Genomic DNA, 22091 nt, shown 5'->3' on the forward strand with positions numbered 1-22091 from the left:
TAACTGCAAAATGAACCCAAGATTATTTTAGAAAAATATGGAAAACTCCTCCGGAGAATTTAAGGAAAAGTGTTTCAATCTGTACTTTTTTCGATCAGGGTTCCTGTACGACAAATATGTCAACTTGACAACCATCAACGGTTTAATACCGCTTCAATCGCTTTTTAGTCTTGCTACTTCACAAGGGTCACTTCAAATTGGCTCGGTATAAAACTCGCCATGAATCCTATCAAACCTCCATTTCAGCCAAGCCCCTGTTTCAGGTTCAATGGAAGAAAGACGGAGCCATCCGTTTTTCACTTTTTGACGGAAAAAGGGATTGTCCCGGAGCAGCCGCTCGATATAAAAACTCGGTGCTTCAATGATCAAGAGTAAACGAAGGGGGGAATGGAACAGCTCCCCGTCGGAAGAAGCAACCGACTGCCACGGAAGACCGGAAAGCAAGTCGCTCCCATTCCCTTGCATCACCCCGAATCCACCTGTAACCGTCTGCGTCGTTTTGCTGCCGCTTCCGTAATAATGCGGTGCAACGGTTGATGCGTAATATTGCAAATTGATCCATTGCCCGACCGTAGCAGGACCGGAGATGATATTTTCAAGTGCTTCGCCGGATTGGTCTTTTCGCCAGTCATAGCTGTGTAAAAACACTTTCCCGTCTAAATGGCAATGTTTTGTAAGCGTCCTGCGGCCGATAATAAAGGCTGCGTTTCCAGCCAATCCCCATTCAGGACGGATTTCGCTCCAATCGACGGAACGGCGGCTCGCCTCAGTCACCGGATTTTTCGACTTGCCGGTGCAAGGGAGATTCGCCAGCCGTTCGGCGTTTGCTTTCCGTTTCACTTCTTCTAGCTTTCCTTTTAGTAAACGGAGTGACTGCTCTGCCTTTTTCGATAAGGTTGGCAAATCGAGTAAGTAGAGTTCGTCGACCGTTGTGATATGTTCCGCTGCCACAAATACGGTTTCATCTGGAATGAAGATCCCTTCCTTCACCAGTCCTTCTCTTACTTCCTGCAAGTTACATAGGCTTGCAAACACGCGGGCATTAAAAGCTCCGGCTGTTCCGCCGCACGCCCCGCAATCAAGGGAGGAGGCATACGGGTTATTCGTTGTCATACTTTCGTGACCGCAGACAACGACAAGGGGGGCAAAAGACGATGTTAACCCGATATTTGTTAACAATTGTTTTACGTACTGAACTTGTTCTTCTGTTGTAAACCCGATGGGCAAACCGGATGATGAACAAGACACTTCATGATGCAATGACAAGTTTGTCGGCGGCTTCCGTTCAGCTGTTTTTTCAGCTTGCTGGAGAAAATGGCCCGCCCATCTAGGGGCAATGCTTCTGGCGATTGTATGCAAACCAAGCCATGGGCCGCTCATTTCTGGAAGCAATAAACTCGCTAATGCATCTTTTTTCATTTTTTTAAAGGTGCCCCCGATGAACTGAAATACATTGAGCCGGCGACGGTATTTTGCAGCATCATCTTGTGCAGATTCGTAAATTTCATGCTTCGGCTCAATGATCGCAGGACAAGAAGGATGGGTATGGTCGCTGTCAAGTTCACGCGTTCGGATCGGCAAACCGAAAAATCCTGCGCAACCGTACGTTTCAAATGGACCGGATTCCTCTAAATGACGGCGAAAAGGCTCGGAACGGACATCAATGCAGAAAAGAAACTGGACGGCGGCCTGCTCTTTTTGTCCAATGTATGGACGGGATGCAATTTTTTCTTGCAGCCGGGATTCGTACGTCTCTTCCCACGCCTCGAGCCAAAGGTGATAACGATTGATCCGCCAAAACCGGTCGGCAAACAATAAACAGGATGTCATTTCATCCTTCGACAATTGCCTCCACTCATCCACAGATATTCCTCCCCAATGGATCCATGCGGCCAAAAGGGGAAGTAAACTTGAAACGTCAGCCTTTTTCTCCTGTTCCAGCGGCAAGTAAGGGGAGACAAATGCCCATTCTAACGAAAGACGAATGGCCAAATAATCAACTAACAGTTGGAGGCCTTCTCCACTTTGCTGAGAACGCCACTTTAACATGCCGGCCCATCCCGGCAATGCAAGAAGATGCGATTCTAAATAGTCTTTCGCCTTTTCATCGTCTATATCAAGCAGCGACAGCGAAAACAACAGTGCTGTTTCCGCATCTTCCGGCCAGTCAGCTAGGCGTTTTCTCTCATTTTTTGAAAGAGCCGGATCGTTTTGGATAAGTTTTTGCCAAGCAGGATAAAATCCCTGTTCCCGGAAGGGCATTGCCCATGCAGCTTGATTATCATCCAAATATAGTTTGCACCATTTGATCATTTGTTGATCAAGCCGTTCGTCTAGCTTGTAAATGCGGGTACAAATCGGCTTCACCACCGCTGCGTTTGTGGAACCGATCCACTCGGCTATTTCCTCCGCCAGCTCGTTCAGTTCTGATGAATCTAACCATTCATGTGGTACGGTTTCGTTCCACAAAAGTGCATGGCACAACTGTTCCGCTTTGTGGCGATGAACGGGTAGAGACTGCTCGGAAAGCCAGTTCTCCAGCTGTTTTTCAACGAAGGAGGGATTGATCTCGCCTCTAGCGAGAGCTTTGCGTACAACCGCCATTGTCGGATACAGGTGAACATGCTGGGTTTGTTGAAAATGCTCGGCTACTTCGGTAAACGGCATATGTTCAAGTTCCATCCACGGATGCCGTGCAATGAACGTTGAAATCGGCCAAAGGGGAGCAATTGCATCGCATGCCTGTTCCACGAGCTGAAGAATAGAGCGGGACACATCTTTCTTATTTCGTTTACTTTGCTCTTCAGGACGTTCAAGTGAAATCACTGTTTTACTCATGGGTCATCTCCTCCTTCATATATGCATGCAAATAAAGGGGATGCCGTTCAACCGCAGACAGACTGGGCTCGCCAAAATGAACAAGCCGCATATAAAATCGGGCAGCAATACCGGAAGAACGTTGTTTAAAGAGCTGTGCCAACGCCAATGCGGAAACAATAAACAAAATGAAAGTAAGCCATTCAAGGACAAGCGGAGGTGCAAAGTGAGAAGCCTCTGCTTTATGCAGCATGGCCATTAGTCCGCTGCGCACTTCTTCTGAAATAAATGCCAGTATCGCTGCTAGTGCCAACCCAAGCCATCGACCTTCTCGGAAAAGCGCAAATCTGCTCCATGCAATCGTCATGGACGAACCAAGGAGCAAAGCGCTCAATAGGCGCGCCGGCTCTTCCGGCGAAACGGCCCAGAAGCCGAATCCAAGTGCCAAGCCAAGCATCGTGCCGACAAACCTATGTCCTTTTTTGTGCACCAATGTTCGTGCCGAATGTCCCGGACGGGGAACAGCCGATCCGGACTGTAAAAATAAAGTCGCTTTAAATAAGCCGTGCAAAATAAGATGAATGACTGCCGCCTCGTAAGCGCCTAATGCACATTGAATAAGCATCATACCCATTTGTGCCATCGTTGAGGCGACTAGTTGCCGTTTATAATCTACTTGAACGAAACTGACGCCGGTACCGATCATGACGGAAATAAACGCGATTAGAAGAAGGAGAGCGTGTGTGACTGTGTCCGTAAACAACGGTGAGAAATGCCAAAGCAAAAGTCCTCCGGCATTGACAAGACCGGCGTGCATCACAGCCGAAACCGGCGTCGGCGTTACCGCAGATTCAAGCAGCCAACGGTGGAAAGGCCATTGCCCGGCAGGAATGATGGCCGCCAAAATAAGCAGCAAGCTTATTCCGGCTGTCTCCCACCATTTAAGATGAGACAACTTATCCGTTGATAAAGCGCCCGATAACTTCCACTCCCCAGTCGCATGAAACAGCCAGACAGACACTGCACATACCGCAAGGGAAGAAACAAAAAACATTGTTCCCATTTGCACCGCTTCAGCTTTTGCCGGCCGCCATTCTTTTTTTAAAGCCGTCAAAAAGACAAGACCGAAAAGAGGCATCGCCCAGCAAATGCTAAACAGGCGTAGATCATCAGTCATCCAAGTGCTGGCGGAAGAGCCGGTTGTCCATGTCAAGAATAGAAAATATAGCCGGTAGACTCGATCCCCATGCAAATATCGAATGGAAAACCGCTGGATGATAAAGCCGAGTGTTGAAATATAGACCGCCATCATCCAGCTAATCGTGTCGAGCCGCCATGGTCCGGCTTTTATTTCCGCGCCAGAATAAATCCACCCGAAGAATGCCGAAGCAATCGGCAAAAGAAGCAGGCCGACGTGAACATGTACATACCAGTCGGGCACACGAGGATGCAGATAAATCAATGCGCTTATGAGCACAATCATCAATGCTGCCAGCCATCCGAAAACCAACATTTCTTGCAAATTTCGTTCCTCCTCTGGTGTGACCTTTTTGAAAGAAAAAAACCGGCTATGTCATTCTAAGCAAAACAGCCTTTTTTAAGAAAATGACTGTCTTTTGCCTAAAAATGACGATAGCCGGTTTACCTTAAACCAATTTCGATTGGCTTAGATCTCCCGTTTCAGTTTTCCCATTGTCGGTTTACCTTCAACGAACCTACTAATAGATTCCGTAGGTTTTTTGAAGGTCTGCCGACTTTGGCAATTCTCTCGTATTTTTTCAAAAAAAGTTGTTTTCATTATACATCATCGTTTTCAAGATTGCACGTATTTTTTTAGAGATTTATAGAAAAAGCGTTTACGTTTATTTAAGGAGTTTCTTTTCCAAATTTTGAAACAATTTAAACACCATAATTCGCTCCCCGGTTTGAGTACTAAGGTCCGTATGGAAACTTTTTACTTGCTCTTCTGTAATTTGAAAAATCATCTCTTTCAGCTCATCAACCCCGGATTCGACTAAACTGGAGCGGATTTGTTTCACAGACAACATCCCTTCTTTAGACTCACAGAGGGCATATTCCGCTGGGGTTAGAATACCTTGCAGCGATACAATAATCATATCCCGCAAAATATCCGTTTTGACGGACACAGATCCGCGTCCAAGAAAATCTTTTTCCCATTTTGTTAATGCTTTGCTGATTTCAGCCTCGATACTGCCTTTCGATTGATTCATGATGTTTCACCTCTCTAACAGGTACATGACAAGGAATTAAAGTTCGAAAATGATAAAACGACTGATACATTCGTATTCCCTTTTTTGATCAATAATCATTATTATAATCATTATCGGCTTTGGCTGCTAGAAAAAAATCATTCTTTGTTTGAATCAATCATTTTGAAATGGCAATTCCATCATCAATTTAGGAATCCAAAAGAGATTGTAAAGCATGGATAAGAACACCGTTTACCCGAGGCCCAGTCGTCACTCATCTTTTAAGGTTTCTAGAGCGTAAAAGGGAGCGCGTCCCCAGTTGTCGAAAAAAGCAGTAGCCATTAACCATCGAACGATAACAATTTTCAACATCCGAGATGTAACCTGTTCAGCGTTTTATCATTGACAAAGATACAGGTTTTCGCTGCAAAAAATATCGGAAAATGTTCCAACCAAACAAAGCTGTACGGCGAGATGTATTCTTTGAGCGCTAAAACAGCGTATTTCAACCATAAAGGATCTGGTGAAACGATTGAAACATGATCTAATTTTTCTTCTTGGGTGATATACTAGAAGATATGAAAGACTTGATTCTTCTTCAAGTCATAGAAGAAGGTTGTTGATGAGGAAAACGCACCGTGAACGCAACTAATTAAAAACCGAGAGTTTAGCTGTAATGATCATTTAGGCACTGAAAAAACTATTGCAACAATCAGCATGAAAAGAGATAATAAGATTTATATGGAATTTTATAAAATATTGCTAAAATTATTGGTAGGGGATGTAGTAAATATGAAAGTTGTAAAGTTTGGTGGAACGTCCGTTGCATCTGGGCAACAAATTCAAAAAGTGTTCGATATCGTCACATCTGATCCGAAAAGAAAAATTGTCGTTGTTTCGGCTCCTGGCAAAAGATTTAAAGAAGATGTGAAAGTGACCGACTTATTAATAAAGTGCGGGGAAGAATATTTGAACAATGGCAGCGTAAAGGAAACATATGAAGCTGTTGTGAACAGATATGTTGAAATTGCTAAAGAATTAGGATTATCTAATGATATTATTGATCGAATTTCTGCTGATTTGCAAGAAATTTTACATGGGGACAAATCAAATCCTGCCCGTTTTATGGATGCGGTGAAGGCCAGCGGTGAAGATAATAATGCAAAACTGATCACTGCGTATTTTCAATCGCGCGGAGTTGAAGCCCATTATGTGAATCCTAAAGAAGCAGGGCTTATTGTGAGCGATGAACCAGGCAATGCACAAGTGCTGCCGGAAGCCTATGAAAATTTAAAAAAGCTTCGTGATCGCTCAGGAATTCTGATTTTTCCTGGATTTTTCGGCTATTCAAAAGACGGAAAGCTCGTCACCTTTTCACGTGGCGGTTCCGATATAACCGGTTCTATTTTGGCCAACGGGGTCGGAGCGGAAATATATGAAAACTTTACGGACGTAGATGCGGTCTATTCCGTAAATCCAAATTTTGTTGAAAATCCAAAAGAAATTCGGGAGCTTACATATAAAGAAATGCGTGAGTTATCTTACGCTGGCTTTGCAGTATTTCATGACGAAGCACTTATTCCGGCATTCCGTGCAGGAATCCCGGTAAATATTAAAAACACCAATAATCCATCGGCTCCTGGTACAAAAATTGTACATGAACGAACAGATTCTAACGGCCCTGTCGTGGGCATCGCCAGTGATACCGGTTTTTGCAGCATTTATGTCAATAAATATTTAATGAACAGAGAAATCGGTTTTGGCCGAAGATTGCTGCAAATTTTAGAAGATTTTGGGCTGTCATATGAACATACACCTTCTGGAATTGATGACATTTCTGTCATTTTGCGCCAGGACCAGTTTGATTCGGAAACAGAACGGAAAGTTGTAGAGCGGATCAAAAAGGAACTGGAAGTCGATAATATAGAAGTTGCTTATGATTTAGCGGTAATCATGATTGTTGGCGAAGGAATGCGGAAAAATGTCGGAACGATGGCCAGAGCTGCAACAGCGCTTGCAAACAGCGGTGTGAACCTTGAAATGATCAATCAAGGGTCATCAGAAGTGAGCATGATGTTTGGCGTAAAAGGAACGGATGAAAAGAAAGCCGTAAAAGCGTTATATGAAGAGTTTTTTGGGACTAAATAACTTAATCAAAATTGTCCACGCCTGCAGACAAAATGTATTTTCTGTCTGCAGGCTGTTTTTTTGTTGGAACAGATAAGATATTTATGGAGATCCGGTACTTTTTTTCTGATGAATGAGTGGCTTTTTCTTTGAAAATAGCAAGTTCATTCTCCATTTCAAAAACGAGCGATTTTACTTTTTGCTTTCTAAAAGGGCAGTCTATTTATTGAAAAACATATGGCGACTTTACATATGCGATTTCAAGCGGATTAAAAAAGATTTTGCAGAAAAAGTTATGGTAAACGGTCGTATGCCTCTTAAAAAGCTAGTCGTCTGAAGCATTGATGATGAAACTGGGTCGATTTTACTATTCTTTAAAAATGATGAATTTTGCACCGATATAAATAAAAAAGAGGTTTGGGAAGGGGATCGTAGATCATATGAAAAAGAATAAAACAGTGACAAGGATCACTACTTCCAAAAAGCAAGGCGGATTGAGAAGAAGGCTGCTCAGAAGCTTTGGAATATTAATGCTGCTAACATGTTTAATGGCCGTTATTAATTTTGGGGTAATAAAAAATTTAACAAATCATACGGAAAGCATCATGAAGGAAGATGTAGAAGGACTGATCCAAAACGAGAAAATGCGATACAATATTGCAGAACGCATTTCATTAATAAACCAGTTTCTTCTATATGGGGACCGAGACATTCGTCAAAAATACGAAGAATTGGCAAAACAGAGCAGCGAGATTCAAAAGCAGTTATTGAAATTGAATTCTTCACAGCAAATGAAGGATTTAGTTGCGAAATGCCACCAATGGGAATTGCTTGTCCGACACGAGGTTTTATTTGACTATGATATGGGGAAAAAGAATGATGCTTTAAAGCAAATGAAAGAAAGTGTACAACCGCTTGGGGAAACGATTATTCAAGAATTTGAAAAAGTGACGTCGGATCGACAAAACGATGTAATCAAAAGCGGAAATAATATGATTCAACTTAGCAATCTATCTATCATCATCATATTAGCTGTTTTGGCCTCCATACTTTTAATCGGTTTCATCATGTCCTTTAAAATGGCTCGTTCCATTACGAATCCTTTGATCAAAATCGCCGGCCAAATGGAGCAAATATCTAAGGGAAATCTAATGTTGGAACCGTTATCAATAAAGTCGAAGGATGAAATCGGCGAATTGATGGAAGCTGTCAACGAAATGGGGAATCAGCTTCGAAAGATCGTGCAAGACATTCATCATGCTTCAGATACTATGTCAAAACAAAGCAGCGATTTGCTTTCTTCCTCTAAAGAGCTAAAAGAAGGAAGCAACCAAATCGCTGCGACAATGCAAGAGCTGTCGGCTGGAGCAGAATCGCAAGCTAATTCTGCCTCAGAGCTTTCTGAAGCAATGGGTATGTACATGGATAAGATTTATCAAATACATAGGAATGGAAAAGAAATGTTTGATAAATCGAGAGAAGTGCTGGAGTTGACGGACAATGGCAGCAAGCTGATGAATCAATCGAAAAAACTTTTTGATTATATGTTTACAGGCATGCAAAGCAATATGAAAAAAATTAAAAAACTTGATGAACGCTCAAAACAAATTTCCAAACTCGTTGAAGTTATTCAATCTATAGCTGATCAAACAAATTTGCTCGCGCTAAATGCAGCGATTGAAGCGGCTCGAGCGGGGGAACATGGAAAAGGATTTGCAGTAGTTGCAGACGAGGTCAGAAAATTGGCTGAACAAGTTTCCAGTTCCGTTGTGGATATTCAAAAAATCGTGGAAGAAGTCCATAGCGAGACGAATAAAGTGACGAAAAGCTTTGAATTAGGATTTCAACAAGTAGAATCGGAAATGGATTCAATGAACGAAACGAGTGCCGCATTTCAACAAATTAAAGAAACGATTAAAGAAATTTCCGAAAGAATCAACAATGCTCAAAATGATTTAACTGACATGTTATCAACGAGCGAATCGATTAATGATTCGATTTCCAACATCGCATCGATTTCGGAAGAGGCGGCTGCAGGTATTGAACAAACATCAGCTTCAGCAGCAACGGCAAATGAGTCAGCGGCAACTATTGCTTCACATGCCGAATCCATGTCAAATCTGGCTGGAGATTTGCAATCTTTAGTGAAAAGGTTTCAAGTTCAATAATCAATTTTTACGAACCGTATGACAAAATAAAAGGATGAATGGACTGTAAAGCGTGCAAGCATCTTGCTGCACGCTTTTATTTGTGCGCCCGGCATGTATATGAACTATAGGGTGTAAGTCCCGAACCCCGAAGACAGAAGTAGAGGTTAGCCAAGAGCAAGGGTGTCCGTGGTGACGCGGAATCTGAAGGAAGCTGGAGGCAAAACACCGGTCCGAGGAACACGAACCTCATATAAGGCTAGGTATGATTGAGTGAGTTTGCAAAACAAAACAAAGCTCTTTCTGTCGAAGGTCATATCGAGTAAATGAGGCGGATAGATGGTGTGAAAGTGCATGTACTTACCCGGGGAGGTCTGGTGGATATGTGAAGTACGCTTCATAACCTACTTAGTGATAAGTAGCTGAACCGTCAGAAGTCAGCAGAGGTCATAGTATTAGTTGGTCTAGAACAACTAAGAAGGACCGAACAATTAAGAGAGAATAGCCCTTGGCATTCAGTGAGTCATGATGAACACAGAAAACGTAGTACCTCACTTGAGGGAGGAAGCGGTGAATCCCGTGGGAGACCTCTTGGAGGGTGGAGTGACCACTGGCATAAAGAGAACAGCTATTCACGGAAGTTATGAAAACTTGCGTCAATTATCTTAATTGAACCGCCGTATACGGAACCGTACGTACGGTGGTGTGAGAGGACGGGAGTTAATCGCTCCCTCCTACTCGATTTTTCGATAAGAAAAGATTTTGACTGACTGTTTGGTAGAGCGCACTTTTAAAATGACAGCGTTTACATAAACTGTTTTTTCCATTAAAATGAGCATTATAAAATAAAAAAAGGAAAAGGGGATTGGAAATGTTTTTTTCCTATACTCAAGAAGAAATGGAGAGGGCTTTAAACTTGTTTCATACGCTTGCAAAAGCGTATAAAAACGTTTCGGATCACGCCAATCGAGACAGCAAGGAGCATGGTTTGAATCCAACCGAATATGCTGTATTGGAGCTTCTGTACATAAAGGGTCCGCAAAAACTTCAGCAAATCGGGTCAAAACTATTGCTTGTCAGCGGTAATGTAACTTATGTTATTGACAAGCTTGAAAAAAACGGGTGGATTTATCGGGAAAAAAATCCGAAAGATAAACGGTCAGTTTATGCAAATTTATCGGAGAAGGGGCGCCAATATTTTGATGAAATATATCCGATCCGCGCCTTAAGGATGGCGAGAGTTTTTTCCGGCCTATCCGAAGAAGAACAAGTGCAATTGATCGAACTGTTAAAAAAAGCTGCAGACTCCAGCAATAGTGTGCTGTTTCGATAATTTTTATGAATGAAATTCTATGTAATTATTGAATAAAGCTATGTTTATACCGATATAAAAAATGAGAACCCATAGTTGAGGAAGTGTTAAAATAATGGATCGCCTTTTTCAACAATTTTATGACCTCATTTTTCAATTTCACCCTGATATGATCGTTTTTTGTGATCCAAGCGGATTGGTCAAGGAAGGCAACAGAATGGCTGCGCATTTTTTGCAAAAGAAAGGTTCGATTTATCATTTTTTTCATTCTTCATCCAGAAAAGAGATTCAGCATCTTTTTGAACAGGTGAGGATAACCGGCGAACCTGCAACTTTTGAGGCAGTTGTTGAGGAAACGCCTTCGTCCATCTTATGCCTTCCTTTATATAGCAATAATTTTTTTTATGGTTATGCGCTGATTATAAGAGATATTTCAAAAGTAAAGGAAGCGGATGAAAAGATTCAATATTTAACGCAATTTGACGATTTGACAAAGCTGCCAAATGAACAAGCTACTTTCAACCGTTTAGAGTATTTATGCCAAACAGAAAAAAATCCTGCTGCAGTTGTGAAGTTTCAAATTAACCGCTATAAATACATAAACGAAATTTTTGGGAAAGATATTAGTAATGAAGTGATTAAGTCATTTGCAAGGCAGTTGAGAAATATTTTTCCCGATACATACTTTATAGGTCGATTGTCAAATGACGAGTTTTTAGTTATTGTTTACAATGTTGTAAATAAAGATGAGATGATTCGTGATATTGTGCATCGTATCAATAAGCTGGAAGATATACTTGTCATCAACGATTTGGAAATTTATTACGACTACAGCATTGGCATCGTGTTTTACCCGATTCATGGAAGAACGCCGAAAACTTTAATTAAAAATAGTGAAATTGCTATCAAAATGGGGAAAGAAAAAAACGAGCGCATTGCCCAATTTAATAATCATAACAGCAAATCGATCGAACGAAGAATTTTTATAGAAAATGAGCTTTACAAAGCTGTGAAAAAAAGAGAATTATGTTTATATTATCAACCGATCGTCGATACAAAAGAAAAAAAAATTACCGGCTTTGAAATGCTGCTCAGATGGAAACATAAAGAGCTTGGGATGATTCCCCCTTCAGAATTTATACCGATTGCGGAAGATACAGGGCTTATCGTAGAAATCGGCAAATGGAGCATGGAAAAAGCTTGCCAGCAATTAAAGGAATGGAGAGATAAGGGCTTCCGTGACTTGAAAATCAGTGTCAATTTATCTATTAAACAATTTTACCAGCATGATGTTGTGAAAATGATTACGGATTACTTGACGATGTATGAAATTCCGCCTGAATGCTTTGAGCTTGAATTTACCGAAACCGTCCCAATGTACAATTTTGAATGGTTTTTGGAAATCATCCGTAAGTTAAAGAAACTAAATATAGGTCTGAGCATCGATGATTTCGGAACAGGCTATAGTTCGCTCAGCTATTTAACGAAGCTGAAGCTGGATAAAATTAAAATTGACCGTTCTTTTATTCAAAACATTTATTTAGAGCACGACCACAATGTCGTTGTAAAAACGATCATTGCTCTAGCACAAAATTTGAAGCTTTCCATCGTAGCGGAAGGCGTCGAAAAAAAAGAACAAGTATTTTTTCTGAATCGCCACCATTGTTTTCAAATGCAAGGTTTTTATTTCAGCAAGCCTGTTTCATCTGATGAAGCATTCCAACTTTTGCAAAATTGGCCTGAAAAGAAAAATCAATTGTTCATTTGAAAATCTTGATCGTCGGATTTAGATTGATTACTCTTAAAAAAATATTCTGCTTTTAACAGGTGAAACCGGCAATTTTGCCGGTTTCAACGAGAGAATAAGCTCTGGCATTTTTGAAAAAGTCAAAATGCAATATTTACCATCCCCACCAAGATGCACCAACAATAATGAGAAGGATGAACAGAACGACGATTAACGCAAAGCCTCCGCCGTATCCTCCAGATACTCCAGACATATGAAAACCTCCCTGTGAAATGTTTTATTACAGTTATAAACTATGCTGAAGAAGCTCAAGTTGTATAGGCGGTTTTCATAATAAATGCTCGACAATGGCCTTAATTTTTTCATGCTGATCGATGGAAAAATAATGTTTCATTGGACAAATACCTGATTTTACCCTGTTGATGCAGTAGTCCATTGTAAAAGATTCAGCGTCAAGCTGTTCATTGACTTCATTCCAATGAAGCGGAGCGGCAACCGTTCCATTTTCGACTCCTCTGACGGAATAAGGTGAAATGATCGTTTTTCCCTCTGCATGCTGTAAAAAGTCAATATAAAGGCGGCTGCCCCGGTTTTTCTTCAAGCGTTCAATCGTAAATTCGTTCGGATGCTGTTCGGCTAAATAATTAGCGAAAAAAGACGTAAACTGCCTCGTTTCCTCATATGAGAAAATGTTGGTGCCGATCGGAATATGAACTTGAATTCCTTTGTTTCCGGAAAGCTTTGGAAAGGAGGCAATCTCAAACCGATCTAAACATTCCTTCAGCTTGTTTGCAGCATAAACAGCCAAATGAAATTCGTTTTTCGACGGCGGATCTAAATCAAATACAATTTCTGCCGGCTGTTTCTCCTTCCACGTATTAAAGGGGATATGAAATTCAATTGCGAGCTGGTTGCCAAGCCACATAAGCGTTTTTTTGTCATTGCAAATGATATAATGAATCCCGTCGATTGTTTTTGTCTGAATAAATTCCGGGGCATAATCAGGACAATTTTTTTGAAAAAATGCTTCTCCCAACAAACCGTGCGGATAGCGGATCACCGTTAAGGGGCGGTCTTTTAAAAATGGAAGCATGTAATCGGAAATTTCCAATAAATAAAGCAAAAAATCTTGTTTTTGTATATCATGTTTCGGCCAAAGAGGTTTTTCAATATGTGTGACAGCCACATCTTTGACATTGGCTGCAGCCATTTTCAGCTGCAAAAAAGTGCAGTCTGTCCAATCATGTTCCAATGCAAAGGAATGGAAAGAAGGTTCTCTTAAACTGCCGCTGTCAATGGAAAGAAACCGTACTTTCATGCAAATGGCCGGCTCTATAGTATATAGGTGGTTTTCCTTTTTTCCTTTCTTTTTTATAATCTCCAACAACGCTTGTTTTTGGTTGTCAGGCATACCGTGAGAAAAAACGCCGGCTTGCACAATTGTTCCTTTATGATGAACAGAAATATGCATGTAGCCGTTGTTTGAATCAAATCCAGTGACAAAAAAGAGCGCTTCTTTAAAGTTTTTGATTTTCAGCCATTGTGATGTTCTTTTCTTGTTCTCATATGTGCTTAACATATGTTTGCAAACAACGCCTTCTCCATCATGCTGGACAATTTTTTCCCATAATTGGGAAAACTGATGATATGCTTGAATCATTTGGATCGGGACCGGATTCTCTGGACTAACATGCAGCGGTAAACCGAGTTGTTGAAATAAGGAGGATAGTAGTTCTTTTCGGCTGGAAAGGGGTTTTTTTGTTATATCCTCTCCTTGCAGCAAAAGTATATCGAAAACGAGAAGCTGATATGCTTCGGTCGTTTCATCGCTTTTTCTTTTCCATTTTCTTTTTAAAGAGGCAATATCAGCGGAAAAAGCTGTTTTGAGCATAACAAGCTCTCCGTCCAAAACAAGCGGAAAAAAAGGACGCCATTTTTCTATATGTCTTTCGATAAAATGTTTAATTTCCGGGAACGATGGGGATAAATCGTTTCCATTTCGGCTCATGAGAGAAATACGGTCTTCGTCCGCTTGCAATATCGTGCGAAAACCATCATATTTTGGCTCATATAGCCATTGCTCCCCTTCCGGAATATGGAAAGATAATGTCGGCATCATCGGTTGCATAGTGTTCACCCTTAAAGATTGGAGGATAGATTTGTGAAAAATGCAGTTTTTTTAGACAGAGACGGCGTTGTAAATGAAGTGATGACCAATCGTGTCCGTTTCGTAAATAAGCCTGAAGATTTTTATTTGTTAAAAGGAGCAGCTGAAGCTGTTGCGCTTTTGAACAGATCCAATTTTGATGTTTTCGTTGTCACAAATCAGGGCGGAGTCGGATTAGGATACATGTCAGAAAAAATGCTCCACAAAATCCATGAAAAAATGGTTCGTGAAATTGAAAAAAAAGGCGGAACGATTAAAGAGGTTGCCTATTGTCCCCACGCACCTAAAGAAGGCTGCGCCTGCCGTAAGCCAGAGCCGAAGATGATTGTTGATTTGGCAAAGAAATATAACATCAATATAGAGAACAGTTATATGATTGGCGATCGTGAAGTAGATATCGCTGCCGGAAAGGCTGCAGGAGCTAAAACGATATTAGTAGGCAGCCGCCATCAAGAAAAAATAGCTGATTTTCATTTTCCGGATTTGCTGTCGGCCGCCCGCTTTATTGTCCGGCAAAGCTAAGCTTTTTTGCGGGTCGTTTTCGTTTTTTTGCCTGCTGCACCGCTTTTTTCTTCTCCCTTTTTATTTAATGATTTTGAGCGTTCGATGCTTGCCTCAAGCGCACTCATTAAATCGACTATGTTCTTTTTTGGAGACGGTTCAGCCGTTTTTGTTTCGTTTTGCTGTACTTTTTGTTCAATTTTTTCTTGAATCCGCAAACGGTATTCATCTTGATATTTCTCCGGTTTGAACGTTGTTGTCAGCTGATCGATAAGCAGCATGGCAGCGTCCAGCTCTTTTTTTTCAATATTGGTATTTTGAGGAACCCCGGGAACGTCACGGGCGTTTCGCACTTCATCTGGATAATGAATCGTTTCCATTAAAATGACGTCCTCATATGTCCGGATGACAGCCAATTGTTGTTTCGAGCGCATTGAAATCTTTCCAATTCCAATCTTCCCTGATTGTTTCAATGCTTCACGAAGCAATGCATACACTTTTTGTCCGTTTTCGCCTGGACCGATATAATATGACCGGTTAAAATAAATCGGATCAATTTCCGGCAAATTCACGAAATCGACGATTTCAACCGTTTTGTCTTCATTTTCTTCCTTCAGAGCTGCTAATTCCTCATCTGTTAAAATAATGAATTTGCCTTGTACATATTCGAACCCTTTCACAATGTCATCGTTGCCAACTTCTTCGTCGCAGTTTGGACAACGTTTTGCGTATTGAATTGGGGTATGGCATTTTTTGTGAAGCTGACGAAATTTCATATCCTTGTCTTCTGTAGCAGAAAACAGTTTGACCGGGATGTTGACGAGCCCGAAGGATATGGAACCTTTCCACATTGTATGCATATTCATTCCGCCTTTCCGTAAGTTACCTTTTCTTTCTCTTTATTTTTAGCGAAAGGATCAGAATGATTTGTGTTAAAAAATGTAAGTTACATACTCGAAAACCGGTTCATACAAATTCCGAAAAAAGAAAAAATCGGCAATTTGCCGATTTTACGGTTGAACCAATTATTTTTTTTCATTTTTTTCTTCTTCGTCAAGAATTCCTTTTGTAGCCAGTTTGAATTCCCGCAGCGTTTTTCCTGCTGCTTTTCCAAGCTCCGGAAGCTTGCTCGGTCCAAAAAGCAAAAGTGCAACGAAAATGATTAAAATAAATTCTGTCCAACCAATTCCCATGTTCTATTCCTCCTAAAAAATGTTCCATTTCATGCCGTTATGCAATCGGAACATGAACAAATAAAACTTATGAAACATCATCCAACATCATTTTACCCTAAACAATATGAAAAATGAAGCATTTGGACGAACATGGGAAAGGATAAAATGTTTGTATTATTTACAAAAGTCTATTTTAAGGCTGTTTTCCGCTAAAATCAGCCTGAGCTTGTGCAATTAAACGCTTTGTCATTTCTCCTCCAACAGATCCGTTTGCGCGTGAGGTAGTATTTGAACCAAGGTGGACACCAAACTCTTGCGCGATTTCCATTTTAAATTGTTCGAGAGCTTGTTCAACTCCTGGAACAATTAATTGATTTCGCCTTGCCATTCGAATTCAACTCCTTTTTGCCTGTTTACGCATAGTTTGCAAAAAAGAAGTGATCTGATGTGTGGAACTTGTTGGTTAAAAATAAACAATGTAGTTGACCGTAAAATGTTGATATTGGTATGAATTTACCAGCATATAAAAGGAAATGTAAGAAAACTATATAAAAAAACTATTCAGTACAAACTGACCATTAAATATAAGAGATATCCGCTATATACCGCGTTTGTGTCCATCAAGAAAAATTAGTTATACTTATAAAGCAACGAATCGTTCGGGTTTACATATTTTTATTATGAGCTATTAAAGCTTAGTATGACAATTTTATCGGCGTATTATTTTGAAAATATTGAATTTTATAAAAAGGGGTGGAAAAATGCCGATCATTGAGGTAAAAAATTTAACAAAAATTTTTGGTAAAAACCCCGCTCAAGCATTGAAGCTATTAGATGAAGGATTTTCAAAGCATGAAATTTTACAAAAAACCGGACATACAGTGGGAGTGAATCGCGCTTCCTTTTCCGTTGAGGCTGGAGAAATTTTCGTCATTATGGGGTTGTCTGGAAGCGGCAAATCCACATTGATAAGATTGCTCAACCGGTTGATTGAACCGACTAAAGGAAGCATTTTTATCGATGGGGACAATTTATCAAAAATGGATAAAAAATCATTGCGAGAGGTGCGGAGAAAAAAAATCAGCATGGTTTTTCAACGATTTGCCCTATTTCCGCACCGAACGGTTTTAGAAAATGCAGAATTCGGACTTGAAATTCAAAAGGTCCCAAAAGAAGAACGAAGGGAGAAGGCAATCAAAGCGCTTGAAATGGTCGGATTAGGACAATATTTGGAGCAAAAGCCTAATCAGCTGTCAGGCGGAATGCAGCAGCGCGTAGGACTTGCGAGAGCATTGGCAAATGATCCTGAAGTGCTGTTGATGGATGAGGCCTTTTCAGCCTTGGATCCGCTTATCCGAAAAGAAATGCAGGATGAATTGCTCGATCTTCAAGGGACGATGAAGAAAACCATTATATTTATTACACATGATTTAGATGAAGCTTTGCGGCTTGGAGACCGGATTGCCTTAATGAAAGACGGATCGATTGTGCAAATCGGTACGCCCGAAGAGATTTTAATGAATCCGGCAAACGACTATGTTGAAAAATTCGTTGAAGATGTAGACAGATCGAAAATATTGACGGCGCAACATATTATGAAACGGCCCGAAACGATCAATATTGAAAAGCATGGACCGCGTGTTGCATTGGAAAGAATGAGAGAAGAAGGGATATCCACCATTTTCGTTGTTGACAGCAAACGGAATCTAAAAGGTTATGTAACAGCTGATGATGCATCAGAAGCAAGAAAAAAAGATGTTCGTGATATTGAAGAAATATTGCGGACAAATGTTCCGAAGGTTGAAAAGGACACTCCAATGCATGATATTTTTACGGTCATCCACGACTCGCCGATACCAGTAGCAGTAGTCGAAAAGGAAAAATTAATAGGGATCATCGTTCGCGGGTCAGTCATCGCGGCTCTTGCAGGTGAAAGCGAGGTGAGCACAAACAGTGCTGAATAATGTGTTGGATTTTGTTCCGAAAATTCCAGTTGCGGAAAAGATCAAACAATTTACGGACTGGGTGACAAATTCTTTTTCGTTTTTGTTTGATCCGTTAAAAAAATATTTTGAGGATTTAATGGAATATGTGGCGGATTTGTTGGGGGCTGTGCCGCCTGTTTTAGTCATATTGATCGTTGCCATTATTGCCTTTTTTATAAGTGGAAAAAAGTTTGGCCTGCCGGCATTTTCCATCGTCGGCCTTTGGTTTATTTACAACCAAGAGCTTTGGGATCATTTAATAAGTACATTTACTTTAGTTTTGATGGCAAGTTTATTATCCGTCATCATCGGTATTCCAATAGGTATTTTAATGTCTAAAAGCAGAACAGCGGAAGCAATGATTACTCCTATCTTGGATTTTATGCAAACGATGCCTGCATTTGTCTACTTAATACCTGCCGTTGCTTTTTTTGGCATCGGCATGGTGCCGGGAGTGTTTGCATCATTAATTTTCGCGACACCTCCTACCGTTCGTTTTACGAATTTAGGAATTCGCCAGGTGCCGAAAGAATTGATTGAAGCTTCTGATGCATTCGGTAGCACAGCAGTTCAAAAACTATTTAAAGTAGAACTGCCGATGGCGAGAGCCACAATTATGGCCGGAATCAATCAAACCGTCATGCTGGCATTATCAATGGTTGTCATTGCCTCGATGATTGGAGCGCCGGGTCTTGGAAGAAACGTGTTATCCGCTTTGCAGCGCGCTCAAATTGGTCCCGGATTTGTTGCAGGTATCGGTATTGTCATATTAGCCATCATTATCGACCGCTTCACTCAAAGCATGAACAAGAAGCATGATCATGTATAGCAAGTTGGTCTTTTTTCGAATTGAAAAATTAAAAAGGAGTTTTGATATTTATGTTTAAACGAATTTGGAAACGCCTAGGACTTGTTGCCGGAATTTCCTTGTCGCTTTTAGTGGCTGGCTGCGGATCAAACGGGGGATCTCAAGGCGGGGCGGCAGATGAAGGAAAAATAAAATTGGTTTACGTGGAATGGGATACGGAAGTCGCCTCCGCCCATGTCATCAAAAAAGTTTTAGAAGATCAAGGATTCGATGTGGACATTACACCTGTTGATAATGCTGTTATGTGGGAATCTGTTGCAAAAGGTGAGGCAGACGGCATGGTTGCCGCCTGGCTGCCGGCTACTCACGGAGATTTATATGAAGAATATAAAGATCAGCTGGAGGATTTAGGTCCAAACTTGGAGGGTGCGAAAATCGGGCTCGTCGTTCCGAAATATATGGACATTCAATCAATTGAAGAGCTCGATCAATATGCTGGCAAATTAAACAAAACGATTACAGGCATTGAACCTGGAGCGGGCGTTGTAAAATCAGCGGAAAACGCTGTTAAAACATATGAAAGCCTAAAAGGCTGGCAAGTCCAAACATCTTCAAGCGGAGCTATGGCAACGGCTTTAGGGGAAGCTTATAAAAATAAAGAACCAATTGTCGTTACAGGCTGGTCCCCGCATTGGAAATTTGCTGCATATGACTTAAAATTTTTGGAAGATCCGAAAGGCTCCTTTGGGAAAGAAGAACATATATCCACAATCGTTCGAAAGGGATTAAAAGAAGATATGCCGAAAGCATATAAAATTTTGGATCAATTCTCATGGACTGCTGAAGATATTGAACAAGTCATGTTGGAAATTTCAGAAGGCAGTGATCCTGCTAAAGCAGCAGAAGATTGGGTCGAAGCAAATCAAGGTAAAGTGGCAGAATGGACAAAAGGTGTGGAATGATCTATTTTAAGAGGGGCTGTACAGAAAGTCAAATCGCCATTGAAAACAAAAAATCATAAACACCGATATATCTAACACATTAATGGGGGCGTCAATAAGCCGTAAAAACGACTTATTAGACACCCCCTTTTATCATTTTTACATGGTCCGGAGCGTCTTTAGTTTTGATCATTTCAATTGTTTATTTTTAGTAAAGGCTGTTCTCTAAAAGATTTTTTTATATGAAAATTTGTTAAATTACCATAATGTGTTAAAATTATGTTATAAACCTTAAGGTAAGATTTATGTAAAGAGTATGAAGAACATATGTTAGCATTACAGAAAATGGGGGTGTGATAATGAGCGAAGACAAAGAAACACCTGGAAGAAGAAGAGAAAGACTAAGACGAGAAGAATTAATACGAAACCCAACTGGAAATATAAGCGATGCGTTTAATAGAGCTGAAACTGGAAACCTTGCTGATTTAGTAGGTAGTTTAGGTTGGAAGGGTACTGGAATACTTATTCTTGCGATCATAATAGGTTTTATAGCCGCATCAATATTCTTAAAGTAAGGAGAGCGCTTTGAGGTCTTTTATTATGCACTTCTTAGTTGTATAATTTGATTTTTGACAAGCTGAAATAACACGTTTATCAAATGTTAAATCCTTTCTTTATTAATCAACGGAACTAATAAAGGCAGTGATCCAAATAACGAGTTCCAACCCTTTAGAACCTTTCCACCCAACCTTTCAAACGATTGTGGAAATTGTTAACGTGTTGAATATGATAAATTCCTTCCTTAACACGTTGCATTTGGCGTTCATTGACCAACACCCCCTTCAATTTGGCAAACTTCTTATAATTCGTTGCTGTATCAGTGCATAGCAAAGCGGAAGGGTGAATAAACTCACTTATCACAGTTCAATTTCTTCGGCTTTCACACGCCCTGTTCCTGTTTTTCGAGCAATCATATTGCCATTTCTATCTTGTGCTACGACAACTGCGATTGTAAAATTAGAAATCCCTCTTTTCTTGTCTTTCTTGCCACATTTCTTAACTTTTCTATGTGATTTCACGCTTCCTTAAAAATGTTGCCCTTTGCTGTTTCTTTGTTATTATATAGGTATTGGTCGCTATAAGGAGGGGACTTATTTGAATCATCAAAAAAATGATGTTTATCTTAACATGATGGAAAATAGCTTACAAAGAATTTCAAGCCATTTTCATGAAATGGTCAAGATGATGGAAGAAAAAATGGATTTTACATACGAACGTTATACAGCTTTTGAACGAATGAAAAAGGAATTACTTGAAGACATGAGGGCGCTCGAATTTTACATAAAAGGTTCGGCTAAAAGTAGTCAAGCCCGAAAATAACTTCGGGAATTGCACAACCGCAATTCCCGATCTAAAAGTTAGTTATTATCTATTTTTTGTCGATTCGCTTTCTTTATCAATGAACGCTTTTGCCCTTGTTTGAAAATGATACGTTAAAACAGCCAATACCGCAGCAACCGTCACATGGCAAATGCTGTCGATTTGAGCTTCCGATAAAGAAGTTTGCTTTTGAAGAAGCCTTTTTGTTTGTACGAAAAGTTTTTTTTCAAACTGCCGGTTGTTGTCGATCTCGACATTTTTTACTTGTTCCAACACATCTGTATATAATTTATAAAACATTAACGGACTGATTAAATCATCATTCCGGTCGGAAATCGTATTAAAAACTTTCATCAATAAGGAACGGACAGTTTCAAAGTCGAATATGGTTTTTAAATCTTTTACAATTAACAATAAAGCAGCTTGTTCGACCGAATATTTTTTTCCAAGTTCAGGAGGACCGATGATTTCTTTTATATCACGCTTGACCCAATTTTGAACGGAAGTTGATTTCAAGGAAGTTAGTTCGCAAAAATTTCCTAAGATGACGATTTCATTCGTTGACAGTCCAAGCTCTCCTTTGTCTCTTTGTTTGCTCAATTTTTTGATGAAGCCAGGTATTTGGTTTGTTTGATCAGAGGGCAATTGTTGTTTCATCACTTCTTCAGGGGATAATTCGTGTATTCCTTTTAAAGATAGTAATAATTGAACCATAACGGAACGGCGCAATTGAATTTTTCCCATAACATCCCCCTTTATTAAACAGCCTACCCT

General features: G+C 40.3%; 19 protein-coding genes and 1 pseudogene. 10 read left to right on the plus strand and 10 right to left on the minus strand.

Going from position 1 to position 22091, the window contains the following annotated elements; translation table 11 throughout:
- Positions 1-192: 192 nt before the first annotated feature.
- The 3 genes from NSQ41_RS06680 to NSQ41_RS06690 form a co-directional block, all read right to left on the minus strand.
- Entirely contained in the window at positions 193-2838 is a 2646-nt protein-coding gene (locus NSQ41_RS06680) for a DUF2309 domain-containing protein (RefSeq protein ID WP_339211265.1), read from the minus strand.
- Entirely contained in the window at positions 2831-4330 is a 1500-nt protein-coding gene (locus NSQ41_RS06685) for an NADH dehydrogenase subunit 5 (RefSeq protein WP_339199980.1), read from the minus strand. Before NSQ41_RS06685 ends, NSQ41_RS06680 begins: the two co-directional genes overlap by 8 nt.
- A 349-nt stretch (positions 4331-4679) precedes the next feature.
- Complete coding sequence (locus tag NSQ41_RS06690) at positions 4680-5048, minus strand: DUF2294 domain-containing protein (RefSeq protein WP_311067132.1); 369 nt, start codon at positions 5046-5048, stop codon at positions 4680-4682.
- Positions 5049-5819: 771 nt separating this feature from the next.
- Between NSQ41_RS06690 and NSQ41_RS06695 the strand changes: the two genes are divergently transcribed.
- The 4 genes from NSQ41_RS06695 (at position 5820) to NSQ41_RS06710 (ending at position 12381) form a co-directional block, all read left to right on the plus strand.
- Entirely contained in the window at positions 5820-7175 is a 1356-nt protein-coding gene (locus NSQ41_RS06695; RefSeq protein ID WP_339199543.1) for an aspartate kinase, read from the plus strand.
- A 419-nt stretch (positions 7176-7594) separates the two neighbouring features.
- Positions 7595-9322, plus strand: a complete 1728-nt coding sequence (locus tag NSQ41_RS06700; protein WP_339211266.1) for a methyl-accepting chemotaxis protein — start codon at positions 7595-7597, stop codon at positions 9320-9322.
- Positions 9323-10172: 850 nt separating this feature from the next.
- The gene (locus tag NSQ41_RS06705) at positions 10173-10634 is read left to right on the plus strand and encodes a MarR family transcriptional regulator (RefSeq protein ID WP_063389390.1); all 462 of its coding nucleotides are present in this window, start codon (positions 10173-10175) and stop codon (positions 10632-10634) included.
- A 94-nt stretch (positions 10635-10728) separates the two neighbouring features.
- The gene (locus NSQ41_RS06710; RefSeq protein ID WP_339211269.1) at positions 10729-12381 is read left to right on the plus strand and encodes a bifunctional diguanylate cyclase/phosphodiesterase; all 1653 of its coding nucleotides are present in this window, start codon (positions 10729-10731) and stop codon (positions 12379-12381) included.
- A 133-nt stretch (positions 12382-12514) separates the two neighbouring features.
- Here the strand turns inward: NSQ41_RS06710 and NSQ41_RS06715 are convergent, their stop codons facing one another.
- Both NSQ41_RS06715 and NSQ41_RS06720 read right to left on the minus strand, forming a co-directional pair.
- The gene (locus NSQ41_RS06715) at positions 12515-12613 is read right to left on the minus strand and encodes a YjcZ family sporulation protein (RefSeq protein WP_063389388.1); all 99 of its coding nucleotides are present in this window, start codon (positions 12611-12613) and stop codon (positions 12515-12517) included.
- Between the two features lie 75 nt (positions 12614-12688).
- On the minus strand, positions 12689-14488 hold the full coding sequence (locus NSQ41_RS06720; protein WP_339211271.1) for a DNA ligase D: 1800 nt from the start codon (positions 14486-14488) through the stop codon (positions 12689-12691).
- A 33-nt stretch (positions 14489-14521) separates the two neighbouring features.
- Here NSQ41_RS06720 and NSQ41_RS06725 point away from each other — a divergent pair, with 33 nt between their 5' ends.
- Complete coding sequence (locus NSQ41_RS06725; RefSeq protein ID WP_339211272.1) at positions 14522-15049, plus strand: HAD family hydrolase; 528 nt, start codon at positions 14522-14524, stop codon at positions 15047-15049.
- Here the strand turns inward: NSQ41_RS06725 and NSQ41_RS06730 are convergent.
- From NSQ41_RS06730 to NSQ41_RS06740, 3 genes are all read right to left on the minus strand, one after another.
- On the minus strand, positions 15046-15888 hold the full coding sequence (locus tag NSQ41_RS06730; protein WP_339211273.1) for a Ku protein: 843 nt from the start codon (positions 15886-15888) through the stop codon (positions 15046-15048). The two genes, NSQ41_RS06725 and NSQ41_RS06730, sit on opposite strands and share 4 nt — an antisense overlap.
- A gap of 165 nt (positions 15889-16053) precedes the next feature.
- Complete coding sequence (locus NSQ41_RS06735; protein WP_063389384.1) at positions 16054-16221, minus strand: twin-arginine translocase TatA/TatE family subunit; 168 nt, start codon at positions 16219-16221, stop codon at positions 16054-16056.
- Positions 16222-16396: 175 nt separating this feature from the next.
- Positions 16397-16591 (minus strand): alpha/beta-type small acid-soluble spore protein, encoded by a 195-nt coding sequence (locus tag NSQ41_RS06740; RefSeq protein ID WP_063389383.1) that lies wholly within the window; start codon positions 16589-16591, stop codon positions 16397-16399.
- A gap of 373 nt (positions 16592-16964) precedes the next feature.
- On the opposite strand from NSQ41_RS06740, the gene NSQ41_RS06745 reads away from it, so the two are divergent.
- The 4 genes from NSQ41_RS06745 to NSQ41_RS06760 all read left to right on the plus strand — a co-directional run bounded on the left by NSQ41_RS06745 (position 16965) and on the right by NSQ41_RS06760 (position 20512).
- The gene (locus NSQ41_RS06745; RefSeq protein WP_339211275.1) at positions 16965-18167 is read left to right on the plus strand and encodes a glycine betaine/L-proline ABC transporter ATP-binding protein; all 1203 of its coding nucleotides are present in this window, start codon (positions 16965-16967) and stop codon (positions 18165-18167) included.
- Entirely contained in the window at positions 18157-19017 is an 861-nt protein-coding gene (locus NSQ41_RS06750; protein WP_339211276.1) for a proline/glycine betaine ABC transporter permease, read from the plus strand. Before NSQ41_RS06745 ends, NSQ41_RS06750 begins: the two co-directional genes overlap by 11 nt.
- Positions 19018-19067: 50 nt before the next feature.
- Complete coding sequence (locus NSQ41_RS06755; RefSeq protein WP_339211277.1) at positions 19068-19958, plus strand: glycine betaine ABC transporter substrate-binding protein; 891 nt, start codon at positions 19068-19070, stop codon at positions 19956-19958.
- A gap of 338 nt (positions 19959-20296) precedes the next feature.
- Entirely contained in the window at positions 20297-20512 is a 216-nt protein-coding gene (locus NSQ41_RS06760) for a DUF6366 family protein (RefSeq protein WP_339211279.1), read from the plus strand.
- Here NSQ41_RS06760 and NSQ41_RS06765 read toward each other — a convergent pair.
- Positions 20504-21010 (minus strand): annotated as a pseudogene (locus NSQ41_RS06765) (IS1595 family transposase); the annotation flags it as partial. The gene NSQ41_RS06760 and the pseudogene NSQ41_RS06765 overlap by 9 nt on opposite strands.
- 82 nt (positions 21011-21092) lie before the next feature.
- Here NSQ41_RS06765 and NSQ41_RS06770 point away from each other — a divergent pair.
- Positions 21093-21317: a hypothetical protein gene (locus tag NSQ41_RS06770; RefSeq protein ID WP_339199559.1), complete on the plus strand. Its 225-nt coding sequence runs from the start codon at positions 21093-21095 to the stop codon at positions 21315-21317.
- Between the two features lie 45 nt (positions 21318-21362).
- On the opposite strand, the gene NSQ41_RS06775 is transcribed toward NSQ41_RS06770, so the two are convergent.
- On the minus strand, positions 21363-22061 hold the full coding sequence (locus NSQ41_RS06775) for a DUF1836 domain-containing protein (protein ID WP_339211281.1): 699 nt from the start codon (positions 22059-22061) through the stop codon (positions 21363-21365).
- Positions 22062-22091 lie beyond the last annotated feature (30 nt).

This window comes from Aeribacillus sp. FSL K6-8210 (genome assembly GCF_037963925.1).
GTDB lineage: Bacteria > Bacillota > Bacilli > Bacillales > Aeribacillaceae > Aeribacillus > Aeribacillus composti.

Coding starts and splice junctions, on each gene's coding strand:
- NSQ41_RS06680 (WP_339211265.1), bottom strand. CDS start 2,838: ATGAGTAAAACAGTGATTTCACTTGAACGTCCTGAAGAGCAAAGTAAA.
- NSQ41_RS06685 (WP_339199980.1), bottom strand. CDS start 4,330: ATGTTGGTTTTCGGATGGCTGGCAGCATTGATGATTGTGCTCATAAGC.
- NSQ41_RS06690 (WP_311067132.1), bottom strand. CDS start 5,048: ATGAATCAATCGAAAGGCAGTATCGAGGCTGAAATCAGCAAAGCATTA.
- NSQ41_RS06695 (WP_339199543.1), top strand. CDS start 5,820: ATGAAAGTTGTAAAGTTTGGTGGAACGTCCGTTGCATCTGGGCAACAA.
- NSQ41_RS06700 (WP_339211266.1), top strand. CDS start 7,595: ATGAAAAAGAATAAAACAGTGACAAGGATCACTACTTCCAAAAAGCAA.
- NSQ41_RS06705 (WP_063389390.1), top strand. CDS start 10,173: ATGTTTTTTTCCTATACTCAAGAAGAAATGGAGAGGGCTTTAAACTTG.
- NSQ41_RS06710 (WP_339211269.1), top strand. CDS start 10,729: ATGGATCGCCTTTTTCAACAATTTTATGACCTCATTTTTCAATTTCAC.
- NSQ41_RS06715 (WP_063389388.1), bottom strand. CDS start 12,613: ATGTCTGGAGTATCTGGAGGATACGGCGGAGGCTTTGCGTTAATCGTC.
- NSQ41_RS06720 (WP_339211271.1), bottom strand. CDS start 14,488: ATGCAACCGATGATGCCGACATTATCTTTCCATATTCCGGAAGGGGAG.
- NSQ41_RS06730 (WP_339211273.1), bottom strand. CDS start 15,888: ATGCATACAATGTGGAAAGGTTCCATATCCTTCGGGCTCGTCAACATC.
- NSQ41_RS06735 (WP_063389384.1), bottom strand. CDS start 16,221: ATGGGAATTGGTTGGACAGAATTTATTTTAATCATTTTCGTTGCACTT.
- NSQ41_RS06740 (WP_063389383.1), bottom strand. CDS start 16,591: ATGGCAAGGCGAAATCAATTAATTGTTCCAGGAGTTGAACAAGCTCTC.
- NSQ41_RS06745 (WP_339211275.1), top strand. CDS start 16,965: ATGCCGATCATTGAGGTAAAAAATTTAACAAAAATTTTTGGTAAAAAC.
- NSQ41_RS06755 (WP_339211277.1), top strand. CDS start 19,068: ATGTTTAAACGAATTTGGAAACGCCTAGGACTTGTTGCCGGAATTTCC.
- NSQ41_RS06760 (WP_339211279.1), top strand. CDS start 20,297: ATGAGCGAAGACAAAGAAACACCTGGAAGAAGAAGAGAAAGACTAAGA.
- NSQ41_RS06775 (WP_339211281.1), bottom strand. CDS start 22,061: ATGGGAAAAATTCAATTGCGCCGTTCCGTTATGGTTCAATTATTACTA.